This window comes from Exiguobacterium sp. s142 (assembly GCF_018618455.1).
GTDB lineage: Bacteria > Bacillota > Bacilli > Exiguobacteriales > Exiguobacteriaceae > Exiguobacterium > Exiguobacterium aurantiacum_A.
Genome location: NZ_JACSMB010000015.1, coordinates 50,308 through 75,110, shown reverse-complemented (window position 1 = coordinate 75,110; position 24,803 = coordinate 50,308). Strand labels below are relative to the sequence as shown.

Annotated in this window: 25 protein-coding genes; 9 read left to right on the top strand and 16 right to left on the bottom strand. The window is 51.9% G+C overall.

Translation table 11 applies throughout. The features are described from left to right. Positions 1-108 precede the first annotated feature (108 nt). Entirely contained in the window at positions 109-885 is a 777-nt protein-coding gene (locus KNP77_RS12660; protein ID WP_214891122.1) for a VLRF1 family aeRF1-type release factor, read from the bottom strand. A 228-nt stretch (positions 886-1,113) separates the two neighbouring features. After that, positions 1,114-2,247, bottom strand: a complete 1,134-nt coding sequence (locus tag KNP77_RS12655) for an AI-2E family transporter (protein WP_214891120.1) — start codon at positions 2,245-2,247, stop codon at positions 1,114-1,116. Between the two features lie 128 nt (positions 2,248-2,375). On the opposite strand from KNP77_RS12655, the gene KNP77_RS12650 reads away from it, so the two are divergent. After that, complete coding sequence (locus tag KNP77_RS12650) at positions 2,376-3,701, top strand: trypsin-like peptidase domain-containing protein (RefSeq protein WP_214891118.1); 1,326 nt, start codon at positions 2,376-2,378, stop codon at positions 3,699-3,701. Between the two features lie 17 nt (positions 3,702-3,718). On the opposite strand, the gene KNP77_RS12645 is transcribed toward KNP77_RS12650, so the two are convergent. Further along, complete coding sequence (locus KNP77_RS12645; RefSeq protein ID WP_167615699.1) at positions 3,719-3,883, bottom strand: hypothetical protein; 165 nt, start codon at positions 3,881-3,883, stop codon at positions 3,719-3,721. 19 nt (positions 3,884-3,902) lie between these two features. Then, complete coding sequence (locus KNP77_RS12640; RefSeq protein WP_214891116.1) at positions 3,903-4,127, bottom strand: DUF3221 domain-containing protein; 225 nt, start codon at positions 4,125-4,127, stop codon at positions 3,903-3,905. A gap of 128 nt (positions 4,128-4,255) precedes the next feature. Here KNP77_RS12640 and KNP77_RS12635 point away from each other — a divergent pair, with 128 nt between their 5' ends. After that, the gene (locus KNP77_RS12635; protein WP_236633332.1) at positions 4,256-5,137 is read left to right on the top strand and encodes a tetratricopeptide repeat protein; all 882 of its coding nucleotides are present in this window, start codon (positions 4,256-4,258) and stop codon (positions 5,135-5,137) included. 65 nt (positions 5,138-5,202) lie between these two features. Here KNP77_RS12635 and KNP77_RS12630 read toward each other — a convergent pair whose 3' ends face one another. The 3 genes from KNP77_RS12630 to KNP77_RS12620 all read right to left on the bottom strand — a co-directional run bounded on the left by KNP77_RS12630 (position 5,203) and on the right by KNP77_RS12620 (position 9,978). Further along, complete coding sequence (locus tag KNP77_RS12630) at positions 5,203-5,952, bottom strand: SDR family NAD(P)-dependent oxidoreductase (protein WP_214891114.1); 750 nt, start codon at positions 5,950-5,952, stop codon at positions 5,203-5,205. Positions 5,953-6,244: 292 nt separating this feature from the next. Then, positions 6,245-7,948 (bottom strand): methyl-accepting chemotaxis protein, encoded by a 1,704-nt coding sequence (locus KNP77_RS12625; protein WP_214891112.1) that lies wholly within the window; start codon positions 7,946-7,948, stop codon positions 6,245-6,247. 191 nt (positions 7,949-8,139) lie between these two features. Further along, complete coding sequence (locus KNP77_RS12620) at positions 8,140-9,978, bottom strand: methyl-accepting chemotaxis protein (RefSeq protein WP_214891110.1); 1,839 nt, start codon at positions 9,976-9,978, stop codon at positions 8,140-8,142. Between the two features lie 452 nt (positions 9,979-10,430). Between KNP77_RS12620 and KNP77_RS12615 the strand changes: the two genes are divergently transcribed. The 3 genes from KNP77_RS12615 to KNP77_RS12605 all read left to right on the top strand — a co-directional run bounded on the left by KNP77_RS12615 (position 10,431) and on the right by KNP77_RS12605 (position 12,792). Further along, positions 10,431-10,673 carry a hypothetical protein gene (locus tag KNP77_RS12615; RefSeq protein ID WP_214891109.1) on the top strand — a complete coding sequence of 81 codons (243 nt, stop codon included), beginning with the start codon at positions 10,431-10,433 and terminating at the stop codon, positions 10,671-10,673. Positions 10,674-10,761: 88 nt separating this feature from the next. Beyond that, positions 10,762-11,613: a patatin-like phospholipase family protein gene (locus KNP77_RS12610; protein ID WP_214891107.1), complete on the top strand. Its 852-nt coding sequence runs from the start codon at positions 10,762-10,764 to the stop codon at positions 11,611-11,613. 27 nt (positions 11,614-11,640) lie between these two features. Then, positions 11,641-12,792 carry a class I SAM-dependent methyltransferase gene (locus tag KNP77_RS12605; RefSeq protein ID WP_214891127.1) on the top strand — a complete coding sequence of 384 codons (1,152 nt, stop codon included), beginning with the start codon at positions 11,641-11,643 and terminating at the stop codon, positions 12,790-12,792. 234 nt (positions 12,793-13,026) lie between these two features. On the opposite strand, the gene KNP77_RS12600 is transcribed toward KNP77_RS12605, so the two are convergent. The 4 genes from KNP77_RS12600 to KNP77_RS12585 all read right to left on the bottom strand — a co-directional run bounded on the left by KNP77_RS12600 (position 13,027) and on the right by KNP77_RS12585 (position 13,935). After that, positions 13,027-13,239 carry a DUF2922 domain-containing protein gene (locus tag KNP77_RS12600; RefSeq protein ID WP_071398188.1) on the bottom strand — a complete coding sequence of 71 codons (213 nt, stop codon included), beginning with the start codon at positions 13,237-13,239 and terminating at the stop codon, positions 13,027-13,029. 30 nt (positions 13,240-13,269) lie between these two features. Then, a complete protein-coding gene (locus KNP77_RS12595) occupies positions 13,270-13,482 on the bottom strand; it encodes a hypothetical protein (protein WP_070328479.1) in 213 nt (70 codons plus the stop codon). Positions 13,483-13,508: 26 nt separating this feature from the next. Beyond that, positions 13,509-13,649 (bottom strand): YvrJ family protein, encoded by a 141-nt coding sequence (locus tag KNP77_RS12590; protein WP_021066374.1) that lies wholly within the window; start codon positions 13,647-13,649, stop codon positions 13,509-13,511. 73 nt (positions 13,650-13,722) lie between these two features. Continuing rightward, positions 13,723-13,935, bottom strand: a complete 213-nt coding sequence (locus KNP77_RS12585; RefSeq protein ID WP_131456407.1) for a hypothetical protein — start codon at positions 13,933-13,935, stop codon at positions 13,723-13,725. A gap of 314 nt (positions 13,936-14,249) precedes the next feature. On the opposite strand from KNP77_RS12585, the gene KNP77_RS12580 reads away from it, so the two are divergent. Beyond that, positions 14,250-14,693 (top strand): MerR family transcriptional regulator, encoded by a 444-nt coding sequence (locus tag KNP77_RS12580; RefSeq protein WP_071398191.1) that lies wholly within the window; start codon positions 14,250-14,252, stop codon positions 14,691-14,693. A gap of 53 nt (positions 14,694-14,746) precedes the next feature. Here the strand turns inward: KNP77_RS12580 and KNP77_RS12575 are convergent, their stop codons facing one another. The 4 genes from KNP77_RS12575 to KNP77_RS12560 form a co-directional block, all read right to left on the bottom strand. Further along, the gene (locus KNP77_RS12575; RefSeq protein WP_071398196.1) at positions 14,747-15,481 is read right to left on the bottom strand and encodes a Fic family protein; all 735 of its coding nucleotides are present in this window, start codon (positions 15,479-15,481) and stop codon (positions 14,747-14,749) included. Positions 15,482-15,599: 118 nt separating this feature from the next. Continuing rightward, on the bottom strand, positions 15,600-15,944 hold the full coding sequence (locus KNP77_RS12570; protein WP_214891105.1) for a YxeA family protein: 345 nt from the start codon (positions 15,942-15,944) through the stop codon (positions 15,600-15,602). A 13-nt stretch (positions 15,945-15,957) separates the two neighbouring features. Continuing rightward, complete coding sequence (locus KNP77_RS12565) at positions 15,958-17,787, bottom strand: FtsX-like permease family protein (protein WP_214891103.1); 1,830 nt, start codon at positions 17,785-17,787, stop codon at positions 15,958-15,960. Continuing rightward, complete coding sequence (locus KNP77_RS12560) at positions 17,774-18,535, bottom strand: ABC transporter ATP-binding protein (RefSeq protein WP_214891101.1); 762 nt, start codon at positions 18,533-18,535, stop codon at positions 17,774-17,776. Before KNP77_RS12560 ends, KNP77_RS12565 begins: the two co-directional genes overlap by 14 nt. Positions 18,536-18,642: 107 nt before the next feature. Between KNP77_RS12560 and KNP77_RS12555 the strand changes: the two genes are divergently transcribed. Both KNP77_RS12555 and KNP77_RS12550 read left to right on the top strand, forming a co-directional pair. Next, positions 18,643-19,332 (top strand): response regulator transcription factor, encoded by a 690-nt coding sequence (locus KNP77_RS12555; RefSeq protein WP_214891099.1) that lies wholly within the window; start codon positions 18,643-18,645, stop codon positions 19,330-19,332. A gap of 12 nt (positions 19,333-19,344) precedes the next feature. Next, positions 19,345-20,715, top strand: a complete 1,371-nt coding sequence (locus KNP77_RS12550; protein WP_214891097.1) for a sensor histidine kinase — start codon at positions 19,345-19,347, stop codon at positions 20,713-20,715. Positions 20,716-20,732: 17 nt separating this feature from the next. Here the strand turns inward: KNP77_RS12550 and KNP77_RS12545 are convergent, their stop codons facing one another. Then, positions 20,733-22,586, bottom strand: a complete 1,854-nt coding sequence (locus KNP77_RS12545) for a sensor domain-containing phosphodiesterase (RefSeq protein WP_214891095.1) — start codon at positions 22,584-22,586, stop codon at positions 20,733-20,735. 275 nt (positions 22,587-22,861) lie between these two features. On the opposite strand from KNP77_RS12545, the gene KNP77_RS12540 reads away from it, so the two are divergent. Next, positions 22,862-24,691, top strand: coding sequence for a C40 family peptidase (locus KNP77_RS12540; protein ID WP_236633331.1), 1,830 nt, complete (start codon positions 22,862-22,864; stop codon positions 24,689-24,691). The last annotated feature ends 112 nt before the right edge of the window (positions 24,692-24,803 follow it).

Sequence of the window (24,803 nt, the reverse complement as noted above, 5' to 3'; positions counted from 1 at the left end):
AATAGCGTTTTTGAGCCACACAAAAAACTCCCTTCAAAAGTAAAACAGGTTATATTTTTTAACCTGTCTACTTTTGAGGGAGCATATCATGACGTCACTCGCTACTTTTTATCGTTCGAACGCCCGGCGCAATACTTCTTCTTCCTCGGCGTGGCCTAAGTTCCGATTGACGACGCGCTCGATGTCGATGTCGAGTTCGTCTTTCAACAAGTTGGCACTCCGGTCTTGCCCGATGATGACGACCTCGCTCCATTTATGCTTCTTGTGTAAGGAACGAATCTCTCCGGCGATATCCCGGTAAAACCGTCGGACTTGTTTTTCTTTCCGGCTGTCGAACTGGTCGATTTGGCTGCTCGATGATGCCTCGCCGCCCTTGCCGCGGCCTTGATACCGTCTCCATTGATCGGTGTCGAGGTCAAGATCGAACACGACGACGTCTTCGACTTCACCGAGCCGCGTATCGTAAACCGTGATGCTGTCGAGTTGAGCGAGCAAGATCCCTGTGTTCGGGAATTCAGCGTCGAGTTTCTCGATTTGGTCCAAATTCGGCTTGTCGCCGTAATGGAAATCATTGTCGACGTCGAGTTGCAGGAAATGGAGCTCGAACAAGCCATCGTTTCCTTCTGCGAACAAGACGATGCTGCGCAACAGCTTATGTTCGTTGCCTAGAATCTCACGCTCGGCCCGTTCTCGGACGCCTTTGAACGCTTTCAACTTCGCCTCGTCCCCGCTCTTGATTTCTTGCTCGAGCCGACGCAGCTCGTTCTTCAAATGGATCTCCCATTTGTCGCGCTCGCTCGGCTTCGTACTTAAGTAAAGACTCAGTACGCCCGCCTCCGCGTTATGCAGCTGCTTGATGTTTCCTAGTTCTGTCGATAATGCCATGTCGTTCCCTCCTCAGTAGATGAAAGCAACAAGATACCGGTGATAAACACAGACATGATTGCGACCATTGAATAATTGTCTTGTATCCTTCTAACAACTTCCTCATCCATTGTTCGACATATCATTTAATGGTTTCGCTAGACAAGTTCCCGCCGTAGACATAAAGAATGATGTTGGCACTAGACTGGTCAGCTATTTTAGATGTTTTTAACCTTTCTCGGAGACAATTTAGACGTGGTGATCCCTTTCAATCGGAAGCTTCGACTGTTTGCGTAGCGCGTATAGTTTTTGCAAGTTGAGGAACGTGACTTTCAGGACGGCATAGAACGGGACGGCGAGCAGCATGCCGACGATACCGGCGAGGCGTCCCGCGACGAGCAGGACAAGAGTGATGGTGATGGGATGGACACGGAGTGACTTGCCTTGGACGAGCGGTGAGATGACGTTGGCGTCAAGCTGTTGGACGATGGTGATGGCGATGATGACGTAGAGCGCTTTGACCGGTTCGTCGATGAACGCAATCAAAACGGCGGGTGCGGCCCCGAGAAACGGACCGAAGTAAGGGATGATGTTCGTTGCGAAAATGAACAGACCGAGCGGCAGGAAGAACGGGACGTCGAGTAGCCAAAGAGCGATTGTCGCGAAGAAGCCGACGAACGTGCAGACGATGAGCTGGGCCCGGACGTAACGTTTGATCGTCTCGTGCATGTCATGCAAGATATGGCGGGCGTTTTGTTCATACGCCTCAGGGATCCACCGCACGATCGCCGTCGCGAGCTTGCCCCCGTCAATGAGCATGAACACGTACAAAAATAGCGCGATGAACAACGTGAACAGTCCAGACACGATCAGCGCGAGCACGCGTCCGAGCGAACCGGCGACAGTACCGATGAGTGAACCGAGCGCGTCGGTCAACTGACGAATCCACGTCTCAATCGATGCCGCGTTCTGCTCGGCATAGTCCCGAAACCATGCATATTCCTCGAGCCGTCCGTACAGCAACAAAAACTGGCGATAGCTCCCTTCGGCGAAACGTGGGAACGCGTCAAGCAGCGCGAGCAGTTGCCTTGTGATGAGCGGTCCGAGCGTAACGACGAACAACACGGCGAGCGTGAGTAACAACAGGAGCACGCTCAAAATCGCAAGTGACCGTCGCTTCCATTTGATCTCAAGGAAATCGACGAGACCGACCGTCAAATAAAACAAGATGCCGGCGAACAAGAACGGTGTCAGTACGGTCGCGAAAAAGATACCGACCGGATAGAACAAAAACTCGACTTGTTTCGCCATGAAGATGATCGTCAAAATGAGCAGTACCCAGATGCCGTTACGGAACGCACGCGTTGTCCAAAAGGGCTGCATGGGCGTTTCCCCTTTCTTGAAATATATCTATCTCTTTCCCGATTTCCGGAAGTTCATTCCATCCCTGTCTGCTTGCCCCGTCAAAATATTGTTTATCCCCTCTTTATTTAAGGTATAGCTAATCATCTATGCATATGAAGGAAGGTGTCACCCTCGTGACTTGTCCACGCTGCGGAACGAAGACCCGCTCAAAAACAACTGCTTGTCCGACGTGTGGCCATCGCCCCCGTCGCTTGAAATGGATTGCCATTCCGACCGTGATTGCACTTATAGCATTCATCTCTATTTTAACAGTCGCCTATTTGAAAGAAGCTCCTCGTTCGACGGACTCACTCGCTGACAAAGTCAACTTGAACATCGCCGAAGACACCGTCTCAGCCGATAACGCTTCGATGATTGATTTGGCGACGCTCGAGAAAAGTCTGTTTTCTGTCGGTGCCGGGACAGGGTTTTTAATCAGCCCGCAAGATATTTTGACGGCTGCCCATAATGTTGAAGGTTTGACGACGATGACAATCGACCACGATGGGAAGAAAATTAAAGGGACCGTCGTCGGACGTACCGTCGACATCGCCGTCATCCGGATCAATCAAATGAAAGAGACGCCGTTCATGTTCAGTCACGCGATTGCCGCGGCGGACGAGACGCTCATCACGCTCATGCCGTCTAAACGGATCGAAGGCCAGATGACGTTCAATGAAACCGGGTATGAGCGCGAGTTCGATATCCCGAGACGGGCAATCGGCAGTCCGATTGTTGCTGCAGACGGACGGGTACTCGCCATGCACCTCAAGTCAAAAGCACTCCCGGTCGCCCTGTTCGAACAAGACGTGCTCGCGTTTCTTGAGTCGGACACACCAGCGCCACCGTTAGCTAAACTAGCACCGGTCGCACCAATCACGCCACCTCGAAATGAGCAGCCTGTGACGGAACCAGCGCCAGCGCCGCAACCAGAAGCCGAGACTCCTGCCCCGGAAGCTACGCCAGAACCGGCCGCACCTGCCGAAGAGCCGATTGAAGACGCACCGGCAACGCCAGAGGAAACGCCAGAGCCTGAAGTCGTTGAACCGGAAGTACCAGCTGAAGAACCGACGCCGCCTCCCGTCACAGAAGAACCGGTCACGCCGGAACCTCCTGTGACAGAACCGGCAGAACCGGTGGCGCCTGAAAAACCAGCGGCTGAAGCGGAGAAACCAGTCAAAAAGCAAGAAAGCAAACCGAAAGATCAGCCAAAAGAGAAACCGGTCACAGAAGAAAAACCGGTTAAAAAAGACCAACCCGCTAAACAAGAAAAGCATGTTGAAAAAGAACAGCCCGTTAAACAAGAAAAGCCTGTTAAACAAGAACAGCCTGCTAAACAAGAAAAGCCTGCTAAACAAGAAAAGCCTGCTAAAGAAGAAAAAGCTAAACCGGCTGCCACAGAGCGAGACGAAGAAAGCACGCCTTCCGACTAAATCGGAAGACGTGCTTTCTACTCGCCCTTATTCAATTTGCGTTGCACGTTACCGACCGCGGCCCCGAGTAACAGCAGCAAAATCGATAGCATCCAAAACGGGATCGCGTCTTGCAAGAGCCAGACGAGAAATGCGCTCAGCGCGATGACGCCGCCGAGCCAAAGAAAATTCCACTGTCCCATATGACTCACCTCTCATCCATCATAGCACATCAATCCGGTGCGCCGCCGCCTGGGGCGGCAATGATTTCGTCATCATCTCACTATGCTCGACCCGCACGAATTGGCCGACCGTGAGCGTCGATATGTCCCCGATCTGTTCGTCTAGATGAAACACGATGCCGTCGAACGGTTCAGCCTCCAAATTCGGTGCGACCCGAATTCGCGTTGCCTCGAGTTCGACGATATAGCCCGTGAACGTGACCACGTTGATCCCTCCTTCCCCCAAATGCGCTCCCCCTCTTTTCTTTTCCCATTTTTTCAAATAATGCTACTTCGTGAAGCGATTGACTTGTATAATAAAGCGACAATCACAAAAGCTGGGAGGGACCTCATTTGAAACACACCATCGACTTACACACCCCAGACTTTCAGCGCACCTTCCTTGAGATGATGCTCCTTGAAGAGTTGATCGAAGACTATAACGCCGAGGCCATCGAGACGCTCATCGTCCGCGGCGAGACGGCTTTCCCGAACGACCCGTTCTTCCCGGCGATGCGCGCTTATCCGCTCATTCGCGAAGGCGATTTCAAGACAGCCAGACAAGTGCTCGAAACCGCGAGTACGATGGGTGACCATTACCTCATCCATTGCCTGCACGGCGCCCTCAGCGAAGACGCCGGGTTTACGTTTGAGGCCGAGCAACATTACTGCCGCGCCGTCGAGCGCTATCCGGACGTGCCGATGACACGGCGCGCCCTTGCCGTCCATTACTTCAATCGTAAATTCTACGGCGAAGCGGGCTTACACATCATGCACTACGTCCGTCTCGCCGGTTTCAGCGAAGAGACCGTGCCGATGTTGCTCGAATTCTTCCAAGCGTTCGATGAGATCCCGCTCGAGATGAACGACGAGCTGCTCAAAGCCGCAATCGGCTATTTGAACGCAAATCCGCGAAACCCACGGGCCCATTCGCTCTATGCCTCGATTTGCAGCCACCGGGTCGAGATGCTCGTCAAACGTTTGCCGGAAGACGGTCAACTCGACGACGAGACGATCGCGACGCTGCTCGAAGTCGAAGAGCACGGCATGTGGAGCGCGACGTACGACGATAGTGAGGACAAAATGTTCCGCGCCATGTTCGCCGACTATATCGATAACGTCGTCTTACCGAACACGTCCCGAACGTATGTATATCGCCTGCGTCTGCGCTACTGGTATCATCGCCTGACCCACCGCCTGACCGGGGGCTATGCGGATACGATGCGACAATCCTAAACGACAGCCCGAACTCAAAAAGAGTTCGGGCTGTCGTCTGCTTATGGTATTGAATGCTGTCTAACTCACCCCATATACGGGTGAATCGGTCCGCGCAGTTCAAATGAGTAGTCCTCGTGATTGACGATGCCGACCGTTTGATCGCTCTCAAGCAATTGAACTAAAAACTCGGCCATCTCTTCGGCCGTATGGTACTTCGCGACGTTCTCACTGTAATCGAAGTTCTCTTCCTCGCGGGCCCGGTTCGCGAATCCGGTCTCGGTCGCAGCCGGTGCGAGCACTTTCGCCCGCAGCTTGTCCCCGTTTTGGATAAGTTCTTGGGCGAGTCCTTCCGTGTAGGCGCTGACGAAGAACTTCGTCGCGCTGTACGTGACCCCTTTCGCCGCGATGCGGTAGCCAACGACCGAGGCGATGTTTAAGAGCGTCGCCCCTTCGACCTTGTGGTAGTCCCGGACGTACAAGTTCGACAAGACGGTCAGCGCCTCGACGTTCAGACGAATCATGTTTTCCATTTTCCCGACTTCGGCATCTTTCACAAGATTCGAGTCTCCGAACCCAGCGTTATTGATCCACGTCTCGATATCGAGGTCGGCGAGCGACTCATAGAGTGCATAGACGTTTTCACTATATGACAAGTCATTCGTTTTGAGGATGACGTCGCTGTCTGGTGAGATTGACTTGATCTCGTCACGCAATTTTTGAAGCTCGTCCGTGCGACGCGCGACGAGCACGAATGATTTACCCTGCTTGGCAAGCTGCTTCGCCGCCTCGTAGCCGATGCCTGAACTTGCCCCTGTGATGACCGTATATTTCATCTGAATTCCCCTTTTCTGTTTAAATTGCATTCTCTCCCGCAATTCCCGAAACGTAGCATCGTCAATCCTTTGAACGTACAAAAGCCGTCCGAGGAATGCTTTTAGCTATCAGTTTCCGTTTCCTAGGTTCGTGCACATGACGCAGGCTTTTCTTCTGTCGTTGAGCCCTCAGAAAATGACAAGCGGCCACCCCAGAGGGCGACCGCTTGCGAAGCTCGTTCATGGCGCCGCAGACTCCTGAGGGGTCAGCAAGCGAAGGCGCCGAAAGGACGAGCTGATTCGATTGTGTTTGTCACGTATTGAATTTTCCGATCAACGTCTGCAGATCTCCCGTCATATTCCCGAGCGACTCGGCGACGCCGTTCAACTCTTGGATCATCGCGAGCTGTGAATCGGCTGTCTCGCCGACCGAACGCATCGTCTGCGCCATCTGTTCGCTCTCGGTCGCAATCCCGAGGGCGGCCGTGGCGACTTGTTTTGTCGTCAAAGCGATCTCGTTTGAGGCGACACGAATATGTTTCGTGTTCTCAACCGACGTCTCGAGTTGGACGACGATTTGTTGGAACGCGTTTGTCGCTTTCTCCAACAGTTTCGTATTCGCCTCGACCCGCTTCGCACTGAGTTCGTGCCTTGCGAGCACGGCGTTCGATTGGACTTGGATTGATTCGATCAACCCGGCGATCCGCGCGGCCGACTGTTTCGACTGCTCGGCGAGTTTCCGGACTTCTTCGGCGACGACGGCAAACCCTTTGCCTTGTTCACCGGCCCGGGCCGCTTCGATGGCCGCGTTCAAGGCGAGCAAGTTCGTCTGGTCCGTGATCGACTGGATGACTTCCGTGATCAAGGCGATCTCGTCCGACTGATGTTTCAACGCCGCGATTGATTCCCCGGTCATTCGTGTCTCGGTTGCAAGGGCGAGCACTTCTTGTTTCGCTTGTTGAATCGTCTCGTCCCCTTGTTCAGCGAGCTTTAGACTCATCGCGACGTCTTCGCTGATCGTCCCGATTGAACGGGCGATCTGTTCGACGCCTTCATCAGCCGCAGCGACCGCTTTGGCACTGCCCGTCGCTTCTTTCGCTTGTTGAATCGTCTCTTCGACGACCGCCTCGATCATCCGCGTCGTCTCTTCAGTTTGCGACGACATCTCTTCCGTGCTGGCGTAAAGCTCTTCCGATTGCGCCGTGATCTCTTGGGCGTTACGGTTCACTTCATTGATCAACTCACGCAAGTTGCCTTTCATTTGGTTGAAGCCGACCATGAGTTGCCCGATTTCGTCACGCGTCAGCGCGTCCAAGTCGGCGCGTGTCAAATCGCCATTCGCGACGACGGCGACTTCGTCTGACAACATCCGAAGCGGAACGGTCACCATTTGTTTCAAGGCGTAACCGGCACCAATTGTCAGGAGCAAGATGAGAATCGCGATTCCCGCGGAGTACAAGACTGCCTTCTCACCTAACTTTTCAAGTCTTCGTTGCTGCTCGAACATCTCCGCCTCTGACTCGGCTTGTAACCGCTCGCCCGTCTCCGTGATTGAAGCTGTCACATCCGGCATGAGTCGAAGCGCGAGTCGGTCGATCGACTCTTCGTCCCCTTCATCGATTGCTGCAATCAATTGGGCGGCTAACTCATCATAGCCGGTTGCATAGGATAAAAGATTCTCGAGTTCTGTCTGCTCTTCTTCTGTCTCGGCAAGTTCGATGAGTGTCTGAATCGCCTGTTTCTTGTCTTCTGACCCACGTTTCTCTGCGTCGAGACGCGAGTCATCTTGCTCGAGTATGTAACCCCGAAGTCCATACGCCTGACGCGTCATGCCGAGCGACAGGTCGTCGGCCGCCTTCATCTTCATCACATCATGGCTAATCATATCTTCATACTGATTCGTCATATTTTGAAGCGTCCATAAGTTATAGCCCATGCCGAACGCGACGAACAATAAAATAAGTCCGATACCGCTAAATAATTTTTGCGTTAATGACAGTGTTTTCAATCGTTTCATCTCTTTTGAGGAACACGTCCTCTCCCACCTCTACTTCTCTCTAATTTTGTATTGCCACTCTTATATCGGATGACGAAACCTAATATGTACCAAATATAAGAAGTCAGACTTCTCATTGACTACCTTTATCAGTTTTATGTTCCAATTTTTGTCACAATTAAAGACCACAGTCGTTCGACTGTGGTCCGGTTTCATAACTTGAACTGTGACACGCGATTCGATAGTTCGGTCGCCCGCTGTTCCGTCTCGTTCATCCGCTGTTGGACATCGTTGAACCGTTCGACGGACAGTTGGACTTTCTCTGAGATCGACTGCGTCCCGTCCGCTCCTTCCGTCACGGTCGTCGCGACTTCTTGGATGACGTGCAGGATGCTATCGGTCATATGGCGGAGCTGCAGCGCGTTCGTCTCGAACGTGTTCGCCGTCTTGCCGAATACGGTCGCGTCCTCTTCGTACTGCGTTGCCGATTCCTCGAGCCGGTCGTAGTCGGCGAGCACGTTCGTGTTCAAGAACGTGAGCATATCCGCCGAGCTCGTATTGAGCCGTTCGACCGAATCGATGACCGTATTCGATACCGCTTGAATCTCGTTCACGGTTTGACGCGAGTTCTCGGCGAGCTTACGGATTTCTGACGCGACGACGGCAAATCCTCGTCCGGCGTCACCAGCTCGTGCCGCCTCGATCGATGCGTTCAAGGCGAGCAGGTTCGTCTGGTCGGCAATCGTGAGAATCGCACTCGTCAAGACGCGGATCTCTTCGACCGACTTGGCACCTTTGATCGCCTCATCGAGCTCGACGCGTTTTTTCTGGATGATGGCGTTCGCTTCCGTCTTCGAGGCGATGGCTTGCGTACGCATCGCGTGGGCACGATGCTCGACGTTTTCTGCCGTTTTGGCACTATCGTTCGAGAGTTCGACGATCGTATCGATCGAGCTGCCCATCTCGGTCGTCGAGGCACTCATCTCTTGCGACGAAGCAGCCGTCTCTTCCATCCCGGCCGTCAGTTCTTCGACCGTACCTGACGTCTCTTCCATATAACGGCTCAGTTGGGTCACTTCCGCGGCGACTTCTTGCGACGATGTGAGCACCACTTTCGCCGTCTCGTCGACATCAATCATAATCTCACGAAGCGAGGCGAGGAAGGCGTTGAACGAACGGCTCACTTGCGCGATCTCATCGTTCGACGTGACGGGGATCGACATTGTCAAATCCCCGCCTTGTGACGCCAGTTCATCGAATTTCGTCTGGAGCATCCGCATCGGCTTGATGATCGAACGAAGTAGACTCATCCCGAGGAACAAGAGGATCACGATCGCTCCAACCGTCACGGCCAGCAAGGCGATGAGCGCTTGTTGAAACTCGCGTTCCATGTCCGCCCCGACTTGCTGCGAGCCTTCTGAGTTGTAATCGACGAGTTCGGTCAGGCGTTGCGTAAAGTTATCATATGTAGACTGGGACTGGGCATCGTAGTACGAGCGGGCCATGCCGTTGTTGCCCGATGTACTAAAAATGAGCATGTTGTCTGACACGCGTTGATACATCTCCCATTGGCGAGCGAAGTTGGCGAACAGTTCTTTATCGGTTTCGCCTGACGCTGTCGCCTCATATTTCGGCGCGAGTTCATTGATTTGGGTCCGAATCTCTTTCAGTCTCGCCATCAATTCTTCTTTTCCGGCCGCATCCTCGGTCACGATATGCTCGAGTTCGAGCGCACGATAGTTCGCGGCGAGCGTGTTCAGTTCGTGGGCGTAGTCGAGCCCTTTATTCCAGTTGTTGACGATATCGCCGCCTTGACGGTTCGCGTCGGCGAGTGACAACAGCGAGTAGCCGCCGACACCGGCGACCATGACGAGCGCGAGGATGACGAGTCCCCATAACTTTTGACGAATCGTCAGGCCTTTCCCCGAAGACGCGGGGGGTTCCACTTTTTGTCGTTTCCGTTGTTTCGGTTTCCATGTAAAGCGGCGGACATCGATGCGACGCAGGTTCAATCGACGTACAGCCGTTGCCCATTTTTCTTTCCATGCCATGTATGTATTCCCCTCTCAAGTACAACGTTTCATTCTTTATCGTCTTGAAGTCGAGAAGTTTAAAGTGGATTGACCAAAATAAAAAAAGATGACTGAAAAATCAGTCACTTGTATCGGCATAAACTAGTCTTGATGACTCCCACTGTTCATTCACCGCGCACTTTGATCTTTTAGCGCCATGTCAATAAAAAACGCTTTCAATTATCTGAATTATTTTTCTTAAGTCCAAAGTATTGTCATATATTTGTCACTATTATAGTCTGTTATGGTATCTTACTAACGGAACGTTACATATAAACAAATATACTTTAACGGTAACTCGAGTCGCTACATACTTTCAGGCGAAGTCCTGAATCCACATTTCTTGCGGGAGAGCGAACGTTGGACTGGCATTCTAAGTCTCTAACTCGTCGTTCGTCATGACCGCAACACGACCGAGCTCAATACTGATTTTGCTTACGACGGAACCCAGATCTCGTTATTTGATGGACGAGAATGACGCCCTCGTCTCGGTGCAGAATTTGATTAGGCCGTCGAACGTCTTCACGATGAACATTCTCCGTTCTTTCCTCGGCCAGAAGAAGCGGTATGTCTGCCCCTTCAACATCTTGCCCGTCGGCTTGTTGACAATCTTCATCCTATCGTTCTGTACCATCCGTCCAATTCGCTCAATCGGAACAAATCACGAACGTTAATTTGTGAATAACGTCACAAAGATTCATTTATGACGTTCAAGGTGGAAACATTTTCACTTCATCAACCCGGAAGGAGGAGAGACATAAAGTGTTTAAAGATGGACTAGTGTTGGAAGGAGGCGGTATGAGAGGCGTTTATACCGCTGGAGTACTTGAATATTTCATGGAACAAAATCGATACTTCACATACATCATCGGTGTTTCTGCTGGAGCTTGTCACGCCTCTTCATATGTATCGAGACAACCTGGACGAAATAAGTCTGTGACCATCGACTATGTGACGCATCCCGACTACATCTCAATAAAGAACTTATTAATGAGAAAAGAACTCTTCGGGATGGATTTAATTTTCGATCATATACCAAACAAACTCGTACCTTTCGATTTCACAACGTTTCATTCCTCGAAACAGCACTTTATCATCGGCACGACAGATTGTGAGACCGGAAAACCTGTTTACTTTGAAAAGAGTGAGTGCGCGACCGACATTTTGTCTATCGTCCGCGCATCGAGCTCATTGCCGTTTATGTCCAAGGCAGTCATCCATCAAAACAAATTTTTAATGGATGGCGGCATTTCCGACCCCATTCCGATCCAAAAGGCCTTGCAAGATGGCGTCCAAAAAAGCGTCATCGTTTTGACGAAGGCGAAAGGATATCGGAAAAAGCCTTCATTCTTTTCTAAAACGACTCGTTATTTCTACAAAAACTATGGTGGCCTTACCCACGCCCTGGAGACACGATGGAAGTTATACAACGATACACTTGATACAATCGAGCGCCTCGAAGAAGAAGGAAAAGTATTCGTCATCCGGCCGAGCCAGGACTTTAAAATCAAACGCGCCGAACGTGATGCTTCTAAGCTTGAAAACATGCATATGCAAGGTTATCTTGATGCCCGAGATGCGTTTCAATCGATGGAGAACTTTTTAAACAATTGAAGGAGGAAAATGACGATGAAAACTTTAATGATTGACACCCTATTCAACCGCTTGGATGCGAATATTCCTTTCGCAGTTCAATTTGCTGATGGAACGGTGAACCAATACGGGCACGAAGAGCCTCGTCTGTACCTGAAACTTAACGAAGGGTTTTCCCTGACGAGATTGTTGAAAGAACCGAGCATCGCTTTTGGTGAAGCCTATATGGACGGGGATATCGAAATCGACGGTGACATTGAAGATATTATTTCGCTTGCTCTTCATAATAAACAAGAGCTATGGAACGTAAACGTACCTAAATTACCGAATCTATCAATCAGAAAAGCCAAACAAAACATCGAACATCACTATGACATCGGTAACGAGTTTTATGCCCTCTGGCTCGATGAAACAATGAGTTACTCTTGTGCATACTTCAAAGAACCATACGATAGTCTTAACCAAGCCCAACTGAATAAAATCGACCATGTGTTGAATAAGCTCCAACTGAAAGAAGGCGAAACGCTTCTCGACATCGGTAGCGGTTGGGGAGAACTGATTATCCGGGCCGCCCGTGCTTACGGAGTCAGATCGCATGGAGTCACTCTCAGTGAAGAACAGTACGCCAAAACTAAAGCTCGCATTGAAGAATTAGGGCTAGAAGATCAAGTGACTGTGGAACTGATGGATTATCGGGAGTTAGTCCATAGCGGATTAACGTTCGATAAAATTTCGAGCGTCGGCATGTTCGAGCACGTCGGCCAAAAAGACTATCCGACCTTCATGAAAACCGTGAACACTTTATTAAAAGATAAAGGGATGGCACTACTTCACACAATCACTCACCAAACAGAAGAAGCCGGTGACCCGTGGATTCAAAAATATATTTTCCCCGGCGGCTATATTCCTTCATTGCGAGAAATCGTCACTTTGCTCCCTGAGTACAATTTCCATGTCGTCGATATCGAAAGTCTGCGCCTTCACTATGCGCAAACACTCGATCATTGGTCGTCTCGATTTGAAACTACGATAGACAGAAGTGAAGAGATGTACGGCGAACGCTTCATCCGAATGTGGCGCTTATATCTCCAATCTAGTGCGGCCTTTTTCCGAAACGGCGGATTGGATCTTCACCAAACGCTATTTACTAAGCATGTAAACAACGACTTGAACATGACTAGAGCACACTTATACGAATAACGGTTCGGCAAATTAAGCTCCATACAAAGAAAAGCTAAGCGGAATCAACATTCCACTTAGCTTTTCTTGCCGTCTGGACATATTCAGCAAAACAAGCGATCATATGTCCCTGCCTGAATATGTACTATCGTCGCTCCTATATAGTTGACGATAATCTGTGTCGATTGAAACCGTTCTTCGATTTTTGATTGGATAAAAAAGCACCGTCTCTTTTTAGAGACGATGCTTTGTCGATTATTGGATGTTCAACACCGTCTCGGTGCCTTCGATCATCTTGATCTCGGTCCACTTGACGACGTTTTTGCCGAGCGGGTCGTTCGCGACCATGAAGTCGGCGAGCGCTTGCACTTTCGCTGGGTCGACCGGTTGTTTGACGTTGTTCAAACGGAAGCGGGCAACTTTGTTAAACGTGTCCAAAAAGGCGATCTCTAGTTTTGTCTCAGTCATGGTTCATTTCCTCCTTAGAATGTGAGTGGATTAGGCTAAGTCGTATTCGCGGACGACCGACACGGTGAAATCTTCATGTTCGAGAAGATCGAGCATGAGCTGACCGTATGAATCGGCTTGATCTGCCGTGAGCGCAGCGCGAATCGGACCGAACCGTTGCGTCTTCTTCGTCGGTTTCAAACTTTCGAGGTCATGATGCGTCGTCAGGACGAGCGTGGCTTTCTTTTCTGTCAGCTGTGCCATAGGGGATGGCTCCTTTCGGGGAGTGGTTACAATTCAGACGGATAGGTGGAGTCCAGACGTTCGAGCAGCTGAATCATCCGCTCAAGACGTGTCTCGATCCGGTGGAGCAGATAGAGCGAGACGACGATCGGGAATCCTAGGTTTGAGATGAGTTCGGGCCAGCTCATGTGACCACCTGCTCATCGTGCCGATTGTGAGCGGCGGGACGAGGGGGTATTAGCATAAGTGGGAGCCTCCAATTTAGACCGTCACGTGGAACTCACGCGACACGACGTACGTAGCGGACTCGACCGCGAGTAACGGGATCAACAAGTCGCCAAACTGTTTGATCTCCTCGGTCTCCATCCGCGCACCGAGCGGACCGAAGCGGACGAGCTGACGTTTTTCCTTGCCGTCAACGAGCCGTTTCGTGTCGAGATAAAAAACGCTTGCGTATTCTCGATACACTGCCATATGTCTCACCTCCTTCGCCCTTATTAACCGACGAGGAAACCGTTTTGCTCAAAAGTCGTAAATGTTCCAACCGTGACTTTTGAACCACATCATCAAGCAGTCGTTACATCTGCCTCAAATCATTCCTATGACTTGCATCGCCATACCATTTAGGGTATTTTTATAGACGTTGTGTAAATTTGACAACCGCATCGAAAGTCCCATAAATTCATTTCCACGCTTTCAAAAAATGAACAGTTAATTTTTTGAAAATAGGGTACTATACGAGGGAGGGTACTACCACCCGGCAGACTTGAAGAAGGAGCTAACACTAGATGAACAACTTAGACATCGCACTCGCCACTCCAATTCCTTCCGCTCAATTTGAAGTTGACACGATCGATTTAACGTTCTTTGCGACCGAATGGGATGCATATCGTCCCGAACTAGGTAAACCATTTCAATATAACGGACGCCATTTAATTGTCTATCCGCTTAAAGAATTGAGTCGCGCCTTCACCGTTGCCGGCATCCCACGCAGCCAGCAACAGTTGATCAAATGGGAGACGGACGGCGTCTTACCGCCGACCCCGTTCACGATGGGACGCAAACGTTTTTATACGGAAAATCAGATTCGGACAATCATCGATATTGCTTTGGAATGTGGATTACGACCACGTACGCACGTCAGAAAGACTAACTTTTCAGATCAAGTACATGTAGAATTGACGTACATACTCCAATACGAATTAGCCGAGCGAGAAAGTTCACTCGCATGAGCACACAAAAAGCCTTTCCCGACGACACGTTGATCGTCGGGAAAGGCTTTTTGTTAGTCAATGGCAACGGCACGTAAGTATAAGTCGAGCGACTCTTCAACTTCTGCAGAAACGAGTTCGATGAAATCATCATACGTACCGGTCGTATGTGCACGATCCAGTGCGTTGTAGTATGCCAAACGATTTTCAACTCTGATGATGACGGGCGGATATCCTGATTTCATCAATTCCAAATTGAGTAACAGGCGAGACGTTCGTCCATTCCCGTCGATGAAGGGATGGATCCCCACAAACTTACCATGCAACAACGCTCCGCGCTCCACCGGGTGAAGGTTGATTGCTTCTGTTTCATACCAGTGAATCAGTTGCTCCATTTGTTCTTGAATCATATACGAAGGTGGCGGCGTATGGACAGCACCGGCGATGAACACTTGTTGATCGCGGTACACACCTGCATACGCATCATCAATTCCTTTCAAAACCAACCGATGCAAGTTTTTGATTTGCCATTCTGAAAACGGTTCTTCCCGACGAACGATTTCTTCTACGTAGACAATCGCCTCTTGGTGATTGATAACTTCTAGATGTTCTCGCATCGTCTTCCCGCCAACCGTTATGCCTTCTAGGACAACTTTTGTCTCATTGATTGTCAACGTGTTGCCTTCGATGGCGTTCGAATTATACGTCCACTCTAAAAATAGTTTCTCTCTAAGGCTTCGGAGTGTATACACTGGTAACGGCCGCTTTTGATCCAACTCCATTTTTTTTATTGTGATTCGTTCAAACATCCGCACCGTCTCCTTTCATGAACGCTTCTTGTTTGGTGGTAAATTAATTGTAGCATCAACGAGCTAAACGTACTTATCTCGATTTGAAATAAGTACGCGCAGCTCGTTGATGCTCTTCCTATAATTGCTCCCGGGCCGCCTTTGGAATATCTGCGACCGTTACTTCATCGTAAGACGTGATAACGTCTTGATCCTTCACATATAGCTTCAAGTATGCCCCGCTTCGAAGCTCCTTCGCTGCCGTGAACGTGACCGTCTGCGAATCACCATCTTTCGTCAGCGCCGGCATCGTATACTCGTAACGCCGGACGACGTCACCCGATTCGAGCGTCGTCTCCTCAACGTTTGTCGCTGTCCCGACTTGCACGTAGAGTGCTTCTTTCCCAAGCCGGTTCCAGTCGATGTTCACAAGCCCGAGCGCCACGATGACGAGGGCGAAAGCCGCAATTACTAGTTTCTTCATAATATTCTCTCCTTCAGATAACGTATTTCGTAAACCGTCGAACCGTCAACACGTAATACAGCGTATAAATGGCAGAATAGACCGCCATCCAGACGAGCACCGGTACCGTGAAGTCCATGACGAGCAAGCGCGAGAACGCGAAGAGCGCGACCGAGGCGTGCAAAATCCCTAACGAGAATGGGGCGAGGAACACGACCGCGATTTGTTGACGGATCGTGCGTTTAATGTCCCGCTTCGAGATCCCGACTTTTCGTAACACCGCGTACTTCGAGCGGTCTTCCTCGGCCTCGGTCATCGTCTTGAAGTAGATGATGCTGCCCGTTGCGACGAGGAAGACGAGTCCGAGAAAACTGCCGACGAACAAGAGTGCTCCGTGCATGGCCATCGTCTCAGCGTATAACGCTGTCGCACTCGAGAAGTTATCTGCTGTCGACAAGCGATCCGACAAGGCGGTCTGCTCTTTATAGTCAGCGACGGACACGGCTTGATACATCGTCCCTTCTCCCGGCAATGTCTTGAAGACGTCATCCGGTGTGACTAGGAACAGTCCGCCGAACGTCATGACGTTGAGCGGTGTCTTGTCATAGCGGGACGCGACCGAATACATCGTCTCGTCTAGCGTCACATCGTTCACGTCTTCCGAGAACCGTTCGTCATAGAACGGATCAATCAAGAAGACGCCTTGCTCTTGCAGCGGTTCCGGTTCACTCCAGCCTAGGTCGGCGGCAAGTTTTCGGAACGTCGTCTCATCGATGACGCCATATTCCCGCTCTCCCGTCTCTAAGGCGACACGAACCGTCTTTTGCATGACGCTCGTCTCAGCCAACACATCGGCGTCGATGTCTTGTTTGTCGCCTTGCCAAGCAAACGTATAGGGAGCGTACGAAGTGACTTGTTGTTCCGCGTAATAGTAGACGCTAAAGATGGCCCCGCCAGCCGTGATCGCCGTCGCACTGATGATACTGATGAGCGTCAACGTCTTCGCGTTGCCTCGAATCCGGTATAACAACTGTGACGTCGTCAATAAGTTGAGCCGGCGCCACGCCCAACGCTCGTTCGCTTTTAGGCGGCCGAGGATAAAGATGAGGACGCTATGGAACAAGAGACCGGAACCGATGACGGTAAGACCGATGATGAGAAGCGGCATTGCCGCCGCAAGATAACCCCAAAGCGGAGACGTGGCGAGGTCTTGCAGCGCGAGCGTGTAAGCCGTACCGAGGGTGAGGATCCCGAGTAGCGCCATGAGCGGGCTCGCTTTCGGCACGTCCTCGCCTTTTTTGTCGGCATGGAACAGTTCGATTAATTTGAAGCGATAGATGACCCGGTAACCTTGGAACGATGTGAATAAAAAGATGGCGAGGAAGACGAGCGTCGTCTCGACGAGCGCCGAGGTCGAGACCGTGAACCCGATCGGCAAGTCGCTGTTCATCAAGTTGAGCAGCAGCTGCAACAAAACGTTCGACCCAATCAAACCGAGCCCGATCCCGATCACGAGTGATACCGCACCGATGACGAGGTTCTCAAACAACAGGATGAGACCAATCTGCTTTTTCCGTACCCCGAGAAGAGAATACAGTCCGACTTCCCGTTTACGTCCTTTCAAGAAAAAGGCGTTCGAGTAAGCGATAAACAGCGCGACGAAGATGAGCAGAATGAACGTCGAAGCGTTCATGAGACCGCTGATCTGTCCGGACGTCTCGGCGAGGGCACTAATTTCCCCGCTATGTTTGAGCGTTGCGAACGTCATGTAGATGATGATGGAAAAGATCGTCGTCCCGACGTAGAGCGCGTACCGTGATAGATTGCGGGCGACGTTCTTCTTCGCCAAATCAAATAACGTCATCGGTCGCACCGCCTTTTGCGAGCTCGTCTAAAATCGCTTGATAAAACGCGTCACGCGACTTCGCGCCGCGAATCAGTTCGCGCGATAGCTTTCCATCTTGAATATAGAGGACCCGGCGACAAAAGCTTGCGGCGTAGGCATCGTGTGTCACCATCATGATCGTCGTCTCGGCCTCGTTCAGCCCGGCGAGCGTCTGTAACAGGTCGGTCGCCGACTTTGAATCGAGCGCACCTGTCGGCTCATCGGCGAAGATAAGTTTTGGATCGGCAACGAGCGCCCGGCACACAGCCGTCCGCTGTTTTTGTCCGCCAGAGATTTGATACGGATATTGATCAAGGATCGACGCGATCCCGAACCGCTTGGCGAGCGCGTCGACTTTATCCCGCGTATCGCGGACCGGTGTCTTGGCGACGGCGAGCGGCAGCAAGATGTTCTCCCGTACCGTGAGCGAGTCGAGCAAGTTGTAGTCTTGGAAGATGAAACCGAGGTGGTCGCGTCGGAAGTCCGACAGTGATTCCTCGTCGAGCTTGGCGATGTTTTCCCCTTCGATGAGGATATCCCCCGCGGTCGGCGTATCGATCGTCGCGAGCACGTTCAACAGTGTCGATTTCCCGGCGCCAGATGGTCCCATGATGCCGACAAATTCGCCGTGTTCGATTGTGAATGATACATCGTTGAGCGCCTTGAACGTTGTGTCGCCTTTCCCATATGTTTTTTCGATTGCGTTGACTTGTAATAATGATTCCATGAATAGCACCTCTTTCTAAACACTACGATACACGCGCCACCTTAACTGAAAATCACGCGTACCTTACGAAATCCTTAAATGATATGCTACAAGGAGAGGTGATTTCATTGGACCAACCACGTATTTTAATCGTCGACGACGAAAAAGATTTATGTATACTCATTCAAAAAGCGCTTGAACGAGAAGGATTCACACAAATCGCGACCGCCCACACCGTCAAAAGCGGCTTGGAGACGTTCCACACGTTCGCCCCGCACATCGCCATTCTCGACGTCATGTTGCCGGATGGTGAAGGCTATGACCTGTGCCGCCAAATCCGCGACACATCGAACATTCCAATTTTGTTCTTATCCGCGAAGTCAGACGAAATCGACAAGATCCTCGGCCTCGCCATCGGCGGCGACGATTACATCACGAAGCCGTTCAGTCCGAAAGAAGTCGCCTTCCGCATCAAGGCGCAGCTTCGCCGTGTCTCGATGTACGACGCACCAGCACCCGTCGATACAATCGTCGGGCCGTTCCGGTTGAATGTAGACGAGACAGAAGCATACAAAGACGGCGTCCGGCTCGAACTGACGGCGAAAGAGGTCGGCCTGCTCGCCTGCTTCATGCGTAATCCGAACCGGATTCTCAGTAAAGAAACATTGTTCACCCACGTCTGGGGCGAGGACTTTTACGGCTCTGACAATACGGTCATGGTGCACATGCGCCGGCTCCGCGAAAAAATCGAACCGAACCCGTCACAACCGATCTATATTAAGACGGTCAAAGGGCTCGGCTATAAGTTTGAGGCATAGGGGGCGTTTGAATTGAAATGGAAATTGACCGGACGTTACTTGGTGTCGATTCTTGCGATCGTTGCCATCGTCGTCATTTTGAACGTTGTCATTCTAGTCACGTTGCTCGTCAACGACCGGACCGGGATTGATGACGTCGAGAGCAACTCCGGAGAGACGTTCACCCGCACGTTCAACCAGTACATGTCACTCGAGGACGGCGCACCGGTCGTCAACGAAGACGGGATAACCGCCCTTGAGGAGTTCGGGGCGTTCATCCAAATCCTCGATGCTTCAGGTGACGTGGTCAGCGACGTCGATGCGCCCGTTGACGCACCCGATTCCTACTCCCCAATCGAACTGATTCAGATTTATAAGTATAAAGACGACGATCTCGTCCTCTACTTCGTCGGTGAATTTGAAACGTATAGCTACTTGATCGGCGTACCAGACGCCAAAGAGGACCGTGCCCTGTTCATGCTTGATCCCGAGGCGATCTTCGCTTACGTGTCGCGAGCGACAGTCATCTTACTCATCGTCGATCTCGCCGTCGCCGCACTGATCGGGCTCGCCTTCAGTTCGATTTTGACACGCCCTGTCTATCGTTTGACCGAGCGGATCGCCCAGCTGAAAGCACGCGACTTCTCGACCGTCGAACCGAAACGGCCCGGCATGTACCGACCCGTGTTCGCAAACTTGAACGATGTGTCACAGACACTGACGACATATGAGTCAGAACGGGAACAACTCGAGCGCCGCCGCAAAGAGTGGATGAGCAACGTCTCCCATGACTTGAAGACACCGCTCGCCTCGATCCAAGGCTACGCCGAACTGCTCGAGGATACAGACGTCGACGAAACTGAACGGCGCCAGTACGCTGAAGTCATCGAACGCCAAGCGCTCTACATGAAAGAACTGCTCGACGACTTCAACTTGACGATGCAGCTGCAGCACGGTGATTTCCCGCTCAACCGCGAGACGACCGGGCTCGAGCCGTTCGTCCGCGAGCTCGTCATCGACGTCTTGAACGACCCGCGGTTTGCGACGCGCAACATCACGTTCTCAAGCACAGACGCGGCGTCACGCGACGTCGACCGTCATTTCATGAAGCGGGCGTTGCTCAACTTCATCTATAACGCCCTCCTCCATAACGACGAGTCAGTGACGGTACATGTCACGGTCCTAGGCGGGACGATTATCGTACAAGACGATGGGAACGGCATTGATGAAGCCGATCTGCCGTATATTTTCGAACGTTATTACCGAGGGACGAATACGACCGACGCCCTCGGCAGTGGGCTCGGGATGGCGATTTCCCGGGACATCGTCAAGGCACACGGGGGCACGGTCACCGTGACGAGTGACCTCGGTGTCGGGACGACGATTCAGATTGACCTGCCGTAATGAAAACAAGGATTCGCTCAACGGAGCGAATCCTTGTTTTCATTGTTATAAGCTTCAATCCATACCTCAAGCTCATCAATCGCGAGCGGACGCGAGAAGTAATACCCTTGCATCTCGTCACAGCCGAGCAAACGGAGTGCGTCGTGCTGCTCGGTCGTCTCGATGCCTTCGCAGACGGTCTTTAAACCGAGGCCGCGGGCGAGCTCGATGATCGATTGGACGATGACGTTTCCGGTCGGGTCGTTCTCCGTCGCTTGGATGAACTGACGGTCGATTTTGATCTCATGGATCGGATAATGCTTTAAATAGACGAACGCCGAGAAACCTGTCCCGAAGTCATCGATCGAGATCGAGAATCCTTGCTTGCGGAAGGCGATGAACCGTTCGATGACGTGCTGCTGATTCTCCATTCCGACGCTCTCCGTGATCTCAAACGTCAAATAGTTCGGGCAGACACCCATTCTTTCGACGACACGGGCGAACTTCTCGACAACGCCTTCTGATAGGAAGTGACGGGCCGACAAATTGAGCGCCAAGTGATATGTCCGGCCAGAGGCGTGCCACGCGTTCAATTGGCGGCATGCCTCCTCAAGCGCCCACTCCTCGAGGGCGATGATGACACCGGTCGACTCGGCGAGCGGGATAAAGTCGAGCGGCGGGATCAGCCCCTTTTCCGGATGGATCCAACGCATGAGCCCTTCAAAACCGTTAAGCTGTCCGGTCGACCCGTCAATCTTCGGCTGATAGTAGAGCGCAAACTCGTTCAAGGCGAGCCCTTTGCGCAAATTCATCTCAAGCGTCAATCGGGCCGTCGCCTTCTCGCCCATCTTCTCTTCATAGAAGATGATGCCACCGCGTTGGACATGATGATGACTAGCGGCGATCCGTGTCGTGTGAATCATCTCGAGCGTCGAGCGCGTCTTATCCTCAATCGAGATAAAGGCACTCATCGTCAGGACGACATCCAGTTCATCGACGGTAAACGGCTCGTTCGTCACCGTCTCGCAAAGCATGTCGGCAATCCCGTACGCTTTGATCCGGTCGCCGTACGGTGTCCATACGACGAAACCGGATTGAGAACTCCGGGCGAGCATCGCCGGATCGACGACGAGTTGGAGCCGATTCGCGATTTCCTGGATTAATTGATTGGCCTTCTCGCTGCCGAGCGCGTCCTCGACAGAGCGGAACTCATCGATTCTCACGTAAATGAGTGACCCGAGGCGATGATCGAGTTCGTCCCGCATCCGGTCGACTCGTTCGATGAACGCGTTCTTATTCATCAGTCCTGTCAATTCATCCGTATAGGCGAGCCGGGCGATGTGTTGTTCGACCGACTGACGTTCGAGCCGGCTATATAAAATAGCGACAAAATCAGCGAGCGTACTCACGATCAGCTCTTCGACATACGTCCACTTCCGAAGCTCGTACGTCTCGCAGCAGATGACACCGCGGGCTTGTCCGTCCGCAAAGATCGGTGCGTCAAGCATCGAGTAAACCCGTTGTCCTTCGACGAAGTATTGTTGATATAAATTTTTCACCCATTCGTGCGTCCGGACATTCTCAAACAGGAGGACACGGTTCGTGCAGAGCGCATCAAAATAGACCGGCGCATCCTGACGATAGACCGTTAATGCCGGCTTGCTGATGCCTTTATCTTTTGAATATGCGACTTGACAACTGATCGAGTGTTGCGTCTCATCGAAGTGCCAGATCGATACGGTGTCGACTTCGAGCATATCCGCGACGACTTCGCACATATAGCTGATCGCCTGCTCGACTGTCGCGTCGGACACGTCCGGCATCCGTACGAGCTCGAACAGTTTCTCTTGATGTTTACGGTATGTTTGTGTTGAAAAGTTCCCCTCGATCATAGTCCCCTACCCTCGTTCAAACAGTTTTGCCTTAATGATAGCATGAAGCACAAATACGAAACCTTCCAAAATTCAACATAAAGTCAATTTCTAATTTCCCTCTTTTTAGGAGACATCTATCTGACAGACCTATCAAAAAATATTGACCTGCTTTTCAAGGAATCTCGCTCGAATGAGTCCTTTCCACCATTGCTTCCCGGTTTCTCGGCACCGTACAATAAATGTGTATCGTTACCCGTCATGAATGACTCTATTATATTAAAGGAAGTGACTCCATGAATCACAAGTCCGGCCTCATGTACTCATTCGCCGCAATCGCCGCCGTAAGCGTCCTCGCCCAGGCCGACGAAGCGTCCGCCGCTAGCACCCATATCGTCCGAGCCGGTGACACGCTTTGGTCGATCAGCCAACAGCATCAAATCCCGCTCGCGACACTCAAGTCGATGAACAACTTGACGACCGACCGAATCGCCATCGGTCAAACACTTAACTTGGCCGGATCACCGACCGTACTCACGACAACGAGTACGGCAGTAAGCAAAAATCGAGTCACGACCGCTGCATTAAACCTTCGCGCCGGTGCCGGTACGAGCCATAATGTCTTGCTCACCATCCCAAAAGGTCAAACGCTCAAACCGCTCAAGACGAGCGGTAAGTGGTCGCAAGTCACCTTTAACGGGAAGACCGGCTGGGTACATAACGACTATCTCGGTACAGCCAAGGCAGCAACGACTAAGCCGACGGCATCAACGAGCACCGTCAGCCCGACCGCCCAATCGACGTCACAGACGACCGTCAACTTGAACCTCCGGGCTTCGAAATCGACAAAGGCGAACGTACTCGTCACGATCCCGAAAGGAAAAACGGTCACAATCCTAAAAGTCGAAGGTTCGTGGTCGCACATCAAGTACGGTTCGACGACAGGCTTCGTCGCCACTACATACTTAAAGAAAGCCGCCGCGACGCCTTCACCGAGTCAACCTGCCACACCTTCACCGAGTCAGCCGGCGACACCGGCAGCGCCGAAAGAAGAGAGCGTCAATCAATCGTTCGTCACGACGGCGAACTTGAACGTGCGAAAAGGAGCAGGCATCGGTTTCGCGCTCGTCACGACGATCCCGAACGGCGCGACCGTGCAAGCAACGAAACAGAGCGGCACTTGGTACTACGTCACGTATAACGGAAAGAGCGGTTACGTCAGTGCCGGCTACTTGAAACAGACGACGACCGCACCGAGTGCACCGGTCGCACCGAACTTAGGTGACGCCGGGGCTGGGAACACTTCGGTCGATTACGTCGTCAACACCCCGTCCTTGAACGTCCGTGCTGCTGCGTCGACGAGTTCCGCCATCGTCGGTAGCGTCAAAGCCGGTCAGACGCTCCGCGTCGTCCAGACGGCAAACGGCTGGCACCAGATTTATATCGGTAACACGACCGGCTTCGTCGCAGCCTCGTTCGTCAAGGAAGTACCGAAAGGCTCAACGACGGCACCGACATGGGTCAGCGGGTCGTTCGACTCACATACGTTCTATACGGCAAGTCCGGCCGCCATCCGCGCCCAAGCGAACGATTCGAGCCAGGTCGTCGGGTCGACGCTCCGCGGCGGATTGTTGAACGTCGTCGGCGAGACGGCGACACACTACCGTGTCAACGAGAACGGGACGCAAGGTTTCGTCGCCAAAGCGTTCGTCACCCAAGTCAACGGACAGACCGCCCAAGCAACCCGGCTCGCGACGATCGCCGTCGCTAAGAAATACGTTGGGACGCCGTACATCTGGGCGTCGTCTAGTCCGGTCAACGGCGGCTTTGACTGCTCAGGCATCATCTATTACGCGTTCAACCAAGCAGGTGTCTCGATCCCGCGGACGAACGTCGCCAACTATTGGGCCGGGTCTTACTTCGGTCCGCAGCTCGACAAATCGTTCGTGCCTCAGGCCGGCGACCTCGTCTTCTTCGAGAACACGTATACGGCCGGTCCGTCCCATATGGGCATCATGATCGACGCCGATACGTTCATCCACGCCGGGACGTTTGGTCTCGGCTACAACCAAATCAGCAAAGAGCCGTATTGGAAATCACGCCTCATCGGCTACAAGCGACCGTGACCTTTGACGCATTTGAAAACCCGACCTTTGTCGGGTTTTTTTTCAGTTAGCAGGATTTCACTTGAAAGACTCGAAATGCGATATAAGATAGGAAAGGTAGAAAGGGAGTGTA

What these genes read in the sequence shown, in the direction of transcription:
- KNP77_RS12595 (WP_070328479.1), bottom strand. Translation starts at nt 13,482, where the DNA reads ATGGCACAGCTGACAGAAAAGAAAGCCACGCTCGTCCTGACGACGCAT.
- KNP77_RS12580 (WP_071398191.1), top strand. Translation starts at nt 14,250, where the DNA reads ATGAACAACTTAGACATCGCACTCGCCACTCCAATTCCTTCCGCTCAA.
- KNP77_RS12585 (WP_131456407.1), bottom strand. Translation starts at nt 13,935, where the DNA reads ATGGCAGTGTATCGAGAATACGCAAGCGTTTTTTATCTCGACACGAAA.
- KNP77_RS12575 (WP_071398196.1), bottom strand. Translation starts at nt 15,481, where the DNA reads ATGTTTGAACGAATCACAATAAAAAAAATGGAGTTGGATCAAAAGCGG.
- KNP77_RS12650 (WP_214891118.1), top strand. Translation starts at nt 2,376, where the DNA reads ATGCATATGAAGGAAGGTGTCACCCTCGTGACTTGTCCACGCTGCGGA.
- KNP77_RS12625 (WP_214891112.1), bottom strand. Translation starts at nt 7,948, where the DNA reads ATGAAACGATTGAAAACACTGTCATTAACGCAAAAATTATTTAGCGGT.
- KNP77_RS12630 (WP_214891114.1), bottom strand. Translation starts at nt 5,952, where the DNA reads ATGAAATATACGGTCATCACAGGGGCAAGTTCAGGCATCGGCTACGAG.
- KNP77_RS12645 (WP_167615699.1), bottom strand. Translation starts at nt 3,883, where the DNA reads ATGGGACAGTGGAATTTTCTTTGGCTCGGCGGCGTCATCGCGCTGAGC.
- KNP77_RS12540 (WP_236633331.1), top strand. Translation starts at nt 22,862, where the DNA reads ATGAATCACAAGTCCGGCCTCATGTACTCATTCGCCGCAATCGCCGCC.
- KNP77_RS12655 (WP_214891120.1), bottom strand. Translation starts at nt 2,247, where the DNA reads ATGCAGCCCTTTTGGACAACGCGTGCGTTCCGTAACGGCATCTGGGTA.
- KNP77_RS12605 (WP_214891127.1), top strand. Translation starts at nt 11,641, where the DNA reads ATGATTGACACCCTATTCAACCGCTTGGATGCGAATATTCCTTTCGCA.
- KNP77_RS12620 (WP_214891110.1), bottom strand. Translation starts at nt 9,978, where the DNA reads ATGGCATGGAAAGAAAAATGGGCAACGGCTGTACGTCGATTGAACCTG.
- KNP77_RS12560 (WP_214891101.1), bottom strand. Translation starts at nt 18,535, where the DNA reads ATGGAATCATTATTACAAGTCAACGCAATCGAAAAAACATATGGGAAA.
- KNP77_RS12660 (WP_214891122.1), bottom strand. Translation starts at nt 885, where the DNA reads ATGGCATTATCGACAGAACTAGGAAACATCAAGCAGCTGCATAACGCG.
- KNP77_RS12570 (WP_214891105.1), bottom strand. Translation starts at nt 15,944, where the DNA reads ATGAAGAAACTAGTAATTGCGGCTTTCGCCCTCGTCATCGTGGCGCTC.
- KNP77_RS12590 (WP_021066374.1), bottom strand. Translation starts at nt 13,649, where the DNA reads ATGAGCTGGCCCGAACTCATCTCAAACCTAGGATTCCCGATCGTCGTC.
- KNP77_RS12545 (WP_214891095.1), bottom strand. Translation starts at nt 22,586, where the DNA reads ATGATCGAGGGGAACTTTTCAACACAAACATACCGTAAACATCAAGAG.
- KNP77_RS12600 (WP_071398188.1), bottom strand. Translation starts at nt 13,239, where the DNA reads ATGACTGAGACAAAACTAGAGATCGCCTTTTTGGACACGTTTAACAAA.
- KNP77_RS12565 (WP_214891103.1), bottom strand. Translation starts at nt 17,787, where the DNA reads ATGACGTTATTTGATTTGGCGAAGAAGAACGTCGCCCGCAATCTATCA.